Annotated in this window: 12 protein-coding genes and 2 pseudogenes; 8 read left to right on the forward strand and 6 right to left on the reverse strand. The window is 33.1% G+C overall.

Features of this window, described 5'->3' with window-relative positions:
- Both D0T87_RS15305 and D0T87_RS15310 read left to right on the forward strand, forming a co-directional pair.
- Nucleotides 1-562 (forward strand): annotated as a pseudogene (locus tag D0T87_RS15305) (hypothetical protein); the annotation flags it as partial.
- Between the two features lie 118 nt (nt 563-680).
- Nucleotides 681-2,084, forward strand: a complete 1,404-nt coding sequence (locus D0T87_RS15310) for a hypothetical protein (protein WP_163176019.1) — start codon at nt 681-683, stop codon at nt 2,082-2,084.
- A 197-nt stretch (nt 2,085-2,281) separates the two neighbouring features.
- Here the strand turns inward: D0T87_RS15310 and D0T87_RS15315 are convergent.
- From D0T87_RS15315 to D0T87_RS15340, 6 genes and pseudogenes are all read right to left on the reverse strand, one after another.
- A pseudogene (locus D0T87_RS15315) lies at nt 2,282-2,803 on the reverse strand (transposase); the annotation flags it as partial.
- Complete coding sequence (locus tag D0T87_RS15320) at nt 2,745-3,068, reverse strand: hypothetical protein (protein WP_163176020.1); 324 nt, start codon at nt 3,066-3,068, stop codon at nt 2,745-2,747. The pseudogene D0T87_RS15315 and the gene D0T87_RS15320, both read right to left, overlap by 59 nt.
- A gap of 75 nt (nt 3,069-3,143) precedes the next feature.
- Nucleotides 3,144-3,560, reverse strand: coding sequence for a DUF1896 family protein (locus D0T87_RS15325; protein WP_163176021.1), 417 nt, complete (start codon nt 3,558-3,560; stop codon nt 3,144-3,146).
- Between the two features lie 173 nt (nt 3,561-3,733).
- Nucleotides 3,734-5,353 carry a toprim domain-containing protein gene (locus tag D0T87_RS15330; RefSeq protein WP_163176022.1) on the reverse strand — a complete coding sequence of 540 codons (1,620 nt, stop codon included), beginning with the start codon at nt 5,351-5,353 and terminating at the stop codon, nt 3,734-3,736.
- Nucleotides 5,354-5,414: 61 nt separating this feature from the next.
- A complete protein-coding gene (locus D0T87_RS15335) occupies nt 5,415-8,351 on the reverse strand; it encodes a JAB domain-containing protein (protein WP_163176023.1) in 2,937 nt (978 codons plus the stop codon).
- Between the two features lie 70 nt (nt 8,352-8,421).
- Entirely contained in the window at nt 8,422-10,263 is a 1,842-nt protein-coding gene (locus D0T87_RS15340; protein WP_163176024.1) for a hypothetical protein, read from the reverse strand.
- A gap of 172 nt (nt 10,264-10,435) precedes the next feature.
- Here D0T87_RS15340 and D0T87_RS15345 point away from each other — a divergent pair, with 172 nt between their 5' ends.
- The 6 genes from D0T87_RS15345 (at nt 10,436) to D0T87_RS15370 (ending at nt 12,361) form a co-directional block, all read left to right on the forward strand.
- Complete coding sequence (locus tag D0T87_RS15345; RefSeq protein ID WP_163176025.1) at nt 10,436-10,738, forward strand: helix-turn-helix domain-containing protein; 303 nt, start codon at nt 10,436-10,438, stop codon at nt 10,736-10,738.
- Between the two features lie 139 nt (nt 10,739-10,877).
- On the forward strand, nt 10,878-11,222 hold the full coding sequence (locus tag D0T87_RS15350) for a hypothetical protein (protein WP_163176026.1): 345 nt from the start codon (nt 10,878-10,880) through the stop codon (nt 11,220-11,222).
- A 17-nt stretch (nt 11,223-11,239) separates the two neighbouring features.
- Nucleotides 11,240-11,497, forward strand: a complete 258-nt coding sequence (locus tag D0T87_RS15355) for a hypothetical protein (protein ID WP_163176027.1) — start codon at nt 11,240-11,242, stop codon at nt 11,495-11,497.
- A 28-nt stretch (nt 11,498-11,525) separates the two neighbouring features.
- Complete coding sequence (locus D0T87_RS15360) at nt 11,526-11,780, forward strand: hypothetical protein (protein ID WP_163176028.1); 255 nt, start codon at nt 11,526-11,528, stop codon at nt 11,778-11,780.
- A gap of 10 nt (nt 11,781-11,790) precedes the next feature.
- On the forward strand, nt 11,791-12,015 hold the full coding sequence (locus D0T87_RS15365; RefSeq protein ID WP_163176029.1) for a hypothetical protein: 225 nt from the start codon (nt 11,791-11,793) through the stop codon (nt 12,013-12,015).
- A 7-nt stretch (nt 12,016-12,022) separates the two neighbouring features.
- Nucleotides 12,023-12,361 (forward strand): hypothetical protein, encoded by a 339-nt coding sequence (locus D0T87_RS15370; RefSeq protein ID WP_163176030.1) that lies wholly within the window; start codon nt 12,023-12,025, stop codon nt 12,359-12,361.
- The last annotated feature ends 47 nt before the right edge of the window (nt 12,362-12,408 follow it).

Raw genomic sequence — 12,408 nt, forward strand, 5'->3', positions numbered from 1 at the left:
TAACCCAATACATACAAGACCAAAAAAACAAATGAATGGTTTGAAGAATGCTTTCATCCCACACCTAAAGAAGTGGGCTTTCAGGGGACAAAAGCGTAAAGCTGCTCTCATAGAGCAAGTGAAAGGACAATGTGAGAAGCAACTAAAACAACAAGAAGAACAAAACAGAACTCTGCAAAAACAATTGAAGGAGATTACAGACTCTCACAAAATAGCTTCAGAAAAGTCTAATGCTCAAATTGCTATTTTACAGAAACAGTTAAACAATATTATTGTATCTAATACGGAGAAGGATAAAAAGAACAATGAACAAGCAAAAATCCTTTCCGATCAGATTAAAAAATTAACCGACACCCAATTAGAACGAGATAAATCTTCTTCAATTCAAATAGATCAACTATCTAAGCAACTAACCACTTCGCAAGTGCGTATAGATAATCTTTTGAGATCTATCGCTGATAAAGATGCAAAAATAGCTGAATTATCTAACAAGCGATCAGGATGCCTAGGAGTGGTTGCCGGATTTGCTGGCATTTTAATCCTATTTTTAGCTTTCTTATAATTGCTTTGCATAATTAGAATATCATAATATTATTTTCGTTAGTAATTTGGTGTTGTTACCATTATTTTGATATTTTTGTGATTTTAAGTCCAATAAGCGAAAAAATTAGAAAGAGATCATGATCTTGAAAATCAATTTTCAAAATGTAACCCAACAATTGGGAAATACAACAATGTTTATAATAATTGCATTGTTAATTTCAACTGCTACCAATGCACAAGTTAAAATTGCAGTACTTGACTTTAAGGCTGGAGTTGGTGTAGGACAAGATGACGTAGATGGAATTTCTGCCATATTTGGTACCTACTTTATTAATCCTCAGAAATTTACGCTTGTAGAAAGAACGCAAGTAGATAGAGTTATCGTAGAACAGGGATTCCAATATTCTTCTTTAACCAATCAACAAATGGTACGTATTGGACAAGTTCTAAATATCTCGAAAATGGTGGTTGGTAATGTGAATATTGTGAGTGGTCAATATAATGTTGATGTCCGCGTGGTAAATGTTGAATCAGGTGCAGTGGAAGCAACTGATGGTGCTACTTGGGCAAGAGGTACTTCTTATCGGGAATTGATGAAAAATTTAGCCAGTAGATTAATGTCTAAAATGGACTACCAAGCAAGTAGTATTACACAAAACCAAACAAGTCTCTATAAACCTAATTCTGTAATAACATTATTAGGATATTTAAATGTATATCCCGATGATATTGGTGAGTTTTCTTCAATACCTACAAATATCATTATCAATATGAATAAACAGGAATTACACGGTTATGATAATTGGAGGCTACCTACACAAGAGGAATTGGATTTAATGAGAGCAAATAGTAGTAAATTGGGTATGAAAAATGGTGACTACATGATTTCTACAGGTAGTACTGGAAATGTAAGGTTAGTTACCTCAGGAAAATCTATAGCAGAAAAAAACAAACTAATGCAACAAGAAATAACCGAAGAGTTGCTTATTGAATGTGGATTTAGGTTTTCTGAGAAAAATTATGAAATGTGTTCTATTGAAGGAGAAAGAGGTGGATGTAAAGTAGAATCCTTTATTGGAGCAGAGTCAAAAAACGATGAATATGCAAATACTTCTTTTAAAATTAATCAATCTAAGATTTTTGGTGGAGAGTGTAAAAATGGTTATTTAAATGGACTGGTTTTTATGACTATTGATGGGGAAAGAAAATTGGGTAAAGAAAATATATTGGCATATTTCATTCATGGTAGAATAGTATATCCTGTTCTAAAAACTTATGTCGACAAAACAGATCAAATATTCATTGGAATTAATGAGGGTAATTCGTCCTACGGATGTGTAAGTGTTGGTAACAGTCTTAGTTGGAATTTTGCAGACACTCGCTCGATGTGTAAAAACATGAAAGATATATATGGAGAAAATATATTTTCCTTGAGATGGATGGATAATTTCAAGAATGGAAATATTGACTTGAAAGAATTGGAAAAACAATTTAGAAATTTTATTGTTAGCGATAAAAAGATATCTTGGGAATTAGATTAAGAGATGGGACTATCCATAGTTGTAAGAACTAGACTCGATCTGACAACTTATAAATTGGTTTTCTTAGACATGATTTCTTGGAATAATCTGATGATAGACAAGAGTACGTAATTTGTACTGTAAGATAAAGTCTAAACTAAAGGCACTATCCCACATTTTGTGTAAACCGTAAAACTTACAGGTAATCGGATTAGGATTTATATCTTAATCCGATTTTCAAATATAGTCAAAAACTGGTTAAATATCATGCCCCAGTTCCATATCGGTTGATACCACTTCTTCTCAATCTCACTAATAGCCAGATAAACAGACTTTTTCAACGCATCATCGTTAGGGAAAGAAAGTTTGTTTTTAGTGTATTTCCTAATTTTTCCATTCAGGTTTTCAATCAGATTAGTGGTATAGATTATCTTCCTGATTTCTACAGGGAAATCATAAAATGAGGTTAACTCGTCCCAATTGTTTCTCCATGAGCGGATGGCATAAGGATATTTATCACCCCATTTCTTTTCGAAGAGGTCAAGTTCCACACCAGCCGCCTCTTTTGTCGGAGCATTGTAGATATTCTTAAGATCGGCAGAGAACTCTTTCTTCTCTTTCCATACTACATAACGACACGAGTTTCTGATTTGATGAACAACACAGATTTGTGTTGTAGACTCAGGAAATACGCTCTTTATTGTATCGGTAAATCCATTTAGGTTGTCGGCTGTTTTTAATGGATAGAAGATATTTTTCGTATTCTGAATTATCTTTGCTGTTATCTTTAAGTATTTGATGGAGTTGTTTTATTGGCTCAATTAAGTTCTTGTCTGCCTCACTAAATAACTCAGGTTTATCCGGGGGAAGCAATATCGCTTTTATTCCCCCGAAACCTTTATACTCTTTTAAATGAATGAAATCTTCTGTTGTTTTATTGTTAGATAAGGCAATAGTGATTGCTTTGGTATTAGCTTCTAATACCTGTTTTTTATTGTATGACATAATAATAATGAAGTAACGACGATGTTGGTCGGACAGGCCATCGCTTCAGTGAATACTAAATGGAAAGGATTGGTTCTATTCCGTAATTCTCTTTAAGATGGCTTCTTTTAATGGACCTTCCTTCGCTGGATCCTCAAATAGCTCATTGGGATTATATTCCTGGAATATATCTACATATTCAAAATACTTACTCACTCTTTCTTCCTGCGAAAGTTCTTTATTGAATTCGGAGGAGTAAAGAGAGGCAAGAAAGTCTGTAGGAGACCATTTCAATCCTTCCAGTAGTATTTCTCTAGCGCTGGATCGTGCAGAGGGGACGTCAACACCATTTTGTATTAGCGATTGGTACTTTTCGAATGCAGCTTCTGCACGAGAGTCAACAAGTTCTGTAGCCGCCTCTTTATTTCCTAATAGATATGGATGTGAAATTTCAAGGATCTCACACATTTGTAATACCCAATAGTCAGTTAGGTTCAAATTTTCGTTTTGCATAAATAATTAAGTTTACTGAATTAATACTGTTTTTTATTACGTCATTCCACAAATATACAAAATAAGATCATAAATGGAAGTATATAAAGAATGTATAATTGCAAATTGAGAAATATTATAATTGAAAAGCACATAAATGTACCTTTCTATTTAGTTGATATAGTAGGGAAAAACTATAGAGTGTGGTCTAAATCAATACTGTTTTTTTTTAATGGAGAAATTTCTTTTAAGCCCCATCCGGAAGGTGATACAGTTCTCTCAAATGATCGCTCAACTCCTCCTTTTGTAAAAGACAAAGGGGTGTTTTTCTCCAAAAGTTGACGAAGATCATTTGAATGAAAATCTTTCAAGAGACTTACCTTTTCTTTATTGAGGGTATCGTATAGCGATTGAGCAGAGTGTTTTTTTGCAATTGCATTGTCAAAGACATATAGGTTAGTTGGTTCAACTACAAATTCTGAATATTTCATTCTTAAGTTGCAGTCCATTAACATGGAATATGTATTTGTCTCTGCAATAGGAACGGATACGTAATATTGGTCTCCTTTTAATAAACGCTCCACGATTTTATTGCTATTTCTCTCAATTGTTATGGAAATGTCATGAAAACCATGCAGATTTAATTGTGATAAAGTTTCATTTAATGCCATGGATACTTTGACCGATGGGTCTAAGTTGAGATCAAATCTCTTGTAATAAATCAATAGCTCATTCCAATCCTTTCCTCGACCAGGCTTAATGATATCTAGATTATTGATATTATTTTCCTTTAAAAATTTAGTGGAAGAAAAATAATCTTCATGGATAGTAATTTCTTTCTCATTACCCAGAGAAAGATGGATCACCTTTCCTTCAGTTTCAGATAATTTATGAGCATACCCCTTAAACTCTTTCCCTTCCAGGTAATGAGCTAAACCAATATCAAAGATATTCCCTGAAGCGTCATTATCCATGCATGAGTGCCATTTTGCATTCGGAAACCGCCTCATTAGTGGTGTTATTTGGTTTTGCGTCACAGTGCCACCGGAAGAAGCAAATGCACATGTTGTTTCTTTGGTAAAATTGTTAATCTCATAAAAACTCATAGCATCAATGCACGATTCAAAGAAATAGATATCCGTAACTTGATTATCGGGGACAAAAGAAGCTAACCAAGAGCTAGTAGTTCTATTCCCTCCGGAAGGGAAGCCCTTGTAGTTCTGCATATTCTCAGGAAAATAATTGCGCATCTCAAGATTATCAATTTCCATTGCCGGCCAGGTGCGATAAGGAAATGCTACATGGTCATTTGGTCCGGCTAGATAAATAAAATATCGACTTCGGAAGTCATCTATTGTTTTAGGTGAGAGTTTTCTTCTATTTGTTAAATAGGAGTTTCCTTCTGGCAATGGACGGAGGTTCCAATAATTCAAATTGAAGTCTTTTGCTTTTGTTTGATTGGTAGTAGTGAGTTTAGAGCGATTTATCTGTTGGGGGTTATTGAGATATTTATTTAGTACTTCATTTACTCCTTTAAGACCTTTCTCGTTAGTATAGCTACTAAAAGAATCAAGCCGAGTTTCAACAAAGTTGATTAAATTACCTTTGTCAGTTCCTTTACGATTAAAATAAGTTTGCTTGGCTGGGTTGTCTATATTATATATAACAATTTCATCCTGTGGATTATTCTTATCTCCAAGAATATAACTAGGCTTGGACACTCCCCCATTCGGGTTGCGCCAATAACCAATTGATTCAGCAATTTCTGCTATTGATATTCGTGATCTAAAATCGTCAAAAGTCATTAAAGCCATAAAATTCGTGTCTAAAGTTACATATTAATTTGAATATTGCATAATTTGAATGTTCGTCTTATTACATCTCGATGCCCGAAGCTATTGTAGCAAATGTTTGTTTGCCTATTTGTAGGTCCCAACCGGTCGGACTTTTGGTGAGATTATATAGGTTAGTTGTTCCCTGAAGGTTTTTAAGTTCTACCTTAGCACCCGAGAGTAATTTCTTTAACGCATCCGGGGACTGCTTACGGAGATCAACGTCTTTAACGTTCAATGGATCAATTTTGTCGTTATAGTGATCTTTTATCAGGTATCTTTCTACTTTATCTTTTGAATTGACCTCCGCAGTCAAGGATTTGCTGCCTGTAGAAGCAATTTGTATATTTTTGTAATTGAGGTTATCTACACTATGTTTTAGTTGATCTCTTTTTCTACTTAGTGTTTCTATCTCTTTATTTAAAAAGTGTCTTGAAGGCTGAAATAGCTGTTGATAATACTCATCATTATGAAAAATTCCAGCAAATTCATCTTCTTGTTTCTTAAGGTTGATTGTGTTTGGTAAATTTTTAAGAGAAGATTGATAAATAGCAATTTCACCTTCATAAGATGCAATATTTTCCTTTATGGTGTATTTTAATAAGGAATTATCTAAAATTTCTTTTCTTCTTTCAATTTCCATTATCCCATTCTGCAGCTTTTCATCATGTTTTTTCATACTTTCAACTTGCTTATTACTAAGGGACAAGTCGCTTTGCATTTCTGCTTTCATAATAAGGGATTCATGTTGTTCGTATTCTATCTTTTCGGTCAGATTAACCTTTTCAAGCTCTCCTAATACTGCTTGTAGAGGAGTCTTGATATTTGTAACATCTAAAGGGTTGTTTTTAATATAAGGAAGTTCGTTTAGCTTGCTGGCAATTCCTGTGTTGATTAATGTTTTAGCATCCGTTTGTCTGAATGCCTGCCCGAACCGTTCAATATCTTGGCTACCTCCATATTTTTGAAAAATATTATTTAATTCTTTTTCGTTAGTTCTTAGTTTTTCATTATCAATCTTTAGCGTATTTGTATCATCCCACCTATCCGAATATAAGCCAGGATTTTTATCTACCTCTTTAATAATTTCATTTACGGTTTTAATATCTTTTTCAATAGGTAAGAGTGGAGAATCTTTTAAATCCTGGGTAGCGGCTGGCAATATTATTGTGTCATCAATATTTTTAGAAGTTACTTTTGAAGTGGACATTGCATCTGTAAAGCAAGTTTTAAAACTCATATAGTCTCCAGGCGCTTCAGGATATTTCCCATCATTAGAGTAGATATTGAAGTGTAGAGAAGATGTTTTAATTTCTTGTACAATGCTAAAAACATAATCTGATTTTTTCCCCATTATCTCATTGAAATTTGGGCTTTTTGCTATTCTGTATGTTTTGTCAATAACCATTTCAGAATCATCAATAGTAAAACCAGACTCTTTGAGTTTTTTCTCAAAGTCTTTCATCTCATCGGGGAACTTGCTTACATCCAACATGTCTTCTTGAACCTGCATTTTCTCAGATTCAGTTAGTTTAGGTAGTTTCACTTCCGCGCTATTCTCTATTTGATAAGCCTTAAAGTCGGCAATCAGTAATTTAAAGTCATATAGAAATTCTTTACTACAACCATTCTTTTCATATATCTTCATGGCAGCTTCCAATATTTCTATAGAGCATCCATCTGTACCTTGAAATACTATTGCCGGTATTTCATTATGTAGGCAGTTGTGTAATAACTTTCTTTGATCTTTCATAACATTTTCTTTTATTGGTGATTTATAATTTTCATCAGTGGCAAGATTGGAATCGGAAAAGTTTCGATTTCTGTATATGCTGATATTTTCATTAATAAGCTTACCGCTTAAGAGAGATGATTCTTTTAACTCAGTAGGATTATATTTAGTTGTAGGCTCAAATACCCCATCGTTAAAATAACTGACATAATTGCTAAGTATATTTTCGTCCTGTTTAATGGTTATCACGTCTAAAAGATTGATGCCAGTTTTCTTTAACGTAGATTGAATAAATCTTGAGTCAATTTTACTCATAGATCCGTTGCTTGCTATGATAACTGACTCCCCATGTTTTCCTACCTCATAGATTATTTTGGAAAGTAATTCATCAATATTTAAATTAGGATCAAGTGCGACATATCTATTTATTGTATTATCTTGTCCCAAGACTAACATTTGAATCTTTGGAACTAGGCCTCTTTTTTGAATACTAAGAAATTTAGCTATATCCTCAGAGTTCATTATTTTATATTTTTCTGTAGAAGGAACATATAATTGCTGGCGATCAAACTGATATACTTTTGGCTCTATTATTTTACCAAGTGGGTCATTCTTTAATAGAATAGTACAATCTGTATCGTCAAATACGGTATATTGACCTGAGTCAAGATTTATAATAACTGAATCTTCCAACTCAATATTAGTTCCAATAAAGGACTTAGATAATGCATTATGCAAATTGTAATCAGCAATAGAAGGTTGCAAGCTACCAGAGGGGTGATTGTGAACTACGTACACTTTTGATGCCGATAATTCATGAGCTGCTGTAACAACTAATTTTGTATCTACCGGCGTATAATTTGTAGCACCAGTACTCAAATATAATACAGAATATGTACCATCTTCTTTTATTAATACAGCGAATGCGTTTTCAGTAGCAGCAGATTCTAAATTTTTAAATAGAAAAGCAACATCCGATGATGATTCAATCTTTGCTGAACCAGTTAACTTATCACCCATAAAAGTTAAGAACCCTTGTTCTGATAGCAGTCTCTCACAATACGTAATTGAGTCCTCTGTTATAGCAATGTTGTAACCACTTTCCTTATATATTTTCGTCAATGATTCATCTACCTCCAAAGTACTTGCATGTTCAACAGGGGAGGACCAATCAATTTGAAGCTGAGTTGAGTTGGGCGATAAGGTAGGTGAAAATGTATCTTTTATCGTTTTCTCTTCTATATTCATATTTTTATTTGATAGGAGTTGTATGATATTATGATAAATCTTTCATAACTTATATCTTTTATAATGAATATTATGATTCGGCAGCTGCATCCATAGAAGCGAATGCTTGTTGTGCTGCTCTAAATCCCCATCCGCCAAGAGTCTTAGTTAATCCGAGCTTTTGTGGCACTCCCACTTTATCTGTCAAATCAGCTTTACCCCCGGAAAGTAATGTTCTCAAAGAATCTGCAGGCTGCTTACTGAGGTCTATGTCTTTTATGTGTAATGCTTCTATTTTGCCTGTGGCCATATCTCTGATACGATAATTTCTGAAATGCAAGGTCTGTTCTTTGCCTGGATATGTATTAGCCTTTATATCTGCAATTAGCATTTTATTACCTGAAGAGACTACTTCAGAATTTAGAAACAATGTATTTTCACTATATGGCTGCCTTGCCTTATCAGCGATTGAAGAGTAACCTAATTTTTCAGCCTGAGACACTGTTATTGTTGGAAGTGATGAATCATACTTGTTTTGGTACTTCATCAACAGAACTCTGTTGTCTCTTAGCTCATTTTCAAGGCTACTTATATTTTTATCTGTTATTGAATGAAGATGTTTGCCGTGATTAGTATAAGCTTTGTCGTCACAGTCAAGATCTATTGCTCCTATCTCTCTGTCATGCAAATAGTTGAATCTCATTTCACGGTTAATTGACTCAGAAAAATTTGTTGCGTTATCTAAATTGTATTCCATTTCCGCAATTTTACATTTCAATTTTAAAATGTGCAATTCCGTAACGTTTTCAGAAACAGTATTAGGACCTGAAGAAATCTTGTTAACTTCTGCATATTGAGTATGTAGTAAATGTCCCATAAGTGACCTTGACGAATCGGGAGTTAGGTTCTGATTTATTATACTGATTTGTTTTTCTGTTATATGGGGATGAAGTTTGTATTTGTCTATGAGGTGATATGGAAGTTCAGTTGTGAAATTACTTTTTATTTCATTTAATGCTGAGAGGTCAGCTTCCCATTCTTCTGGGAGTATTGCTCCTGTGTATTTTCTATGAAAGTCTAAATATTCAGTGTGATGCAGAGGAGGGGCTAATGAGTTTGCTAATCCCGGATCTATTTCTTTATTATCGTATAGTCCTCTCAACTCATAATAGTGGTCCGTCTCTTCCAGTAGCAATGCTCTATTCTGTGTTATTTCTTCATATATAGATTCTTTAGAAAATCTTATTGTTGGCTCAATGTTCAAACTGGGAGTTTGGAGTATGTCTTTTTGATGGAATGCATAAAGATGCTCTTCTATTTGATCATATTTCTCAAGGCCTATATTTATGTTGTATTCAGCTTTTCCGATATCTGATTTGGCTTTGAGTAGATGTAGTTCTGTTACTTGATCACCGCTTAATCCTATCGGATATTCAATTGTTTGAGAATGATTCTTGCCATATTTTGTATTTAATAAATCCTTCACTATTCCGGATTCATATAATTTCTGATTTGAAATGTTTTGATCAAATAGGATTTTAACTTGTTCTTCTGTGATTGAAGGAATATTCTTGTATTTTAAAATCAGTTGTTCTATTCGATGATTGTTTTCAGTTCCAAGCGACTGAAATATTTTCTTATCGGATTGCCACATATCAAACATCGCATTTGGATCTTTATCTGTAAGTTTCTGTGTTGCCTTTGAAAAGAACTCTTCATGACAATCAAAACGCTCATCATAGTTATTTGATGTACTATACGTATTGTACAACTCTGACATTTCGTTTTTTGATATAAAGGCGTTCATTTCCCTATCATTGCTAAAAACACGATCAACATTGCCATTATTTTCGGTAATTGCCTTTAATAACTCAGTATCTCTAGTAGGAGTGATAACACCAATACGTCCTAATATTCTGTCTATAAAACTCATATTATTAAATATTTAAAATGATTATGGCAAATGTAAACGCATACCTACGCCACTTCATGGCGTTTTCCAATATTTAACACAACAACAATTCATATATGATGTGATATATAAAATAAATCGCATAATAAGTCATATATGATTTATTATGTGTATATTTGTGGAAAATTGAATTATGTATTGGACAATAATGAGTGATCCAGCGATTTTGACTCTGTTAGGTGAAAGGCTAGCCGCCTTAAGATTAAGAAAAAATATATCTCAAGAAGAACTCGCACTTAACTCGGGTGTTTCTATATCTACTATAAGTCGAATCGAAAGAGGATCAAAGACAACAACAGATAATCTAATCAAGATTATGAGAACTCTTGATATACTGGAAAATCTTGATGGACTGATTCCGGAACAACCAATAAGTCCAATTCAAATGAAGAAGATGCAAGGTGGAAAAAGAAAAAGAGCATCAGGGAAATTTTAATAATAGGGAAGGGATTATAGACTTCTATCACTGTACTCTAAATTAAACCCACGTTAATAATGATAAGGTCAGTGGTAGAAGCTACTTTAAAAGAAGCATAGATAGCATTACGATATCGGTTAATATAATAAACTATAAGATGAGTAACCTCAAAGAAAGAAAGTATATCACAATTAACCGGGTAACCAATGAAGGTATAACACAAATATCCGGGAGATTGGTAGAATGTAAAGGCTATGAGTTTTGTTTCTGCGAAGGAGAAGATAATTATTATCTGATCGAGTTAAGTACTGGTTTTACAGTTGGATCGCACAACATACAAGAATGGCATAAACATTATAACCGTGAAGACGCTCGTGAGGCACTAAGGGATAGAGTGGCTATTGCAACTAATGAAGATTTTAAGAAAGGGATAGATAAAGCTATAGCTGTCTTAAACGAAAATGGATATGATTATCCAGTAAATAAACCAATAAATCTATAACGATAATAATATATAGGATGGAAATCTCATTAGATAAATTAATCCCATTACAAGAATCTATTATAAAAGAGATAGAGGAAAAGACAGAAGGCAAAGTTTCTGATTTTAGCTTTGGCAAAAAAGGAGATTATGCATATTTTAGTGTAACATATAAATCTGACAGGGTTTTTCCCTGGCAATTTGATGGTATATCGGAGATTTACTTTGATCTGTCAAAAATTGCATATTGGTCTAAAGTAACATCATTTACAGCAGTGCAAGAAATGTTTCTATAATTTATTTCTTTAAAACTGTATAAAACTAATGAAAAAGATAATAGTTCATAAAGCTGAGAACCCAGATGGTACAACTACTTATTATTTTACTAAATCAAAAACAGAATGTTTATGCTTAGAATATAATAAGAAGTGGGATTATGGAAAAAAAGATTCTTCTGGCACTCATATTTCGGACATAGAAATTTATTCGAATAATAGTTTCAATACTAGCGAATTAATTGAAATAGGAATAAATGAAGTTCCTGAGTCAATAATTGATTTATTGAGTTTCCTAACATAATATAGAAAGAATGGAAAAAATAAAACTCGAAATGGAAATCAATCTTTTCAATAAAGTGAAAGGGATGATTAAGGAACATGCTATGAACATTCAAATACATGAGGGACAAGTGAAAACGATTCATGAATCCTATAAACCTGCAGATATGATTGAGGTTATAATTGAATGTTCTGATACTTCGGAATTTAATATGATAGTAGATAAAGCTATTAATGAATTAGATGAAATGAATTAAGCATATTATGGCATTAGATAAAGACTCAGTAAAATTAGGAATAAGCATACTTAAAAAGATAAATAAGGGTGCGACTGTTGTTAAACATGAGTTGTATGATCGTTCAAAATCATATGTTGATACTGATACCATCTATTGTGTGGACGAAAAGTACGACAATGGATATGAGAATGTATTTACCAACATTGAGAGCATAACAGAAGAACAGAAAAAAATATGGGAACAGCTGAAAGAAGAAGTTCCTAATTCTTCTTTTATGGACAAATTAGAGGAAAAGAATTATCCTTCTTATGCACTGTGGGAGAAAGAGAAAAATAAAGATATTACTTGTATTGGATGGTTTTAAATATAAAATGGTTATGAATGATTATAATAAATATCTGCGACAAAGGT

The organism is Bacteroides sp. 51, assembly GCF_010500965.1.
Classification (GTDB): Bacteria; Bacteroidota; Bacteroidia; order Bacteroidales; family Bacteroidaceae; genus Bacteroides.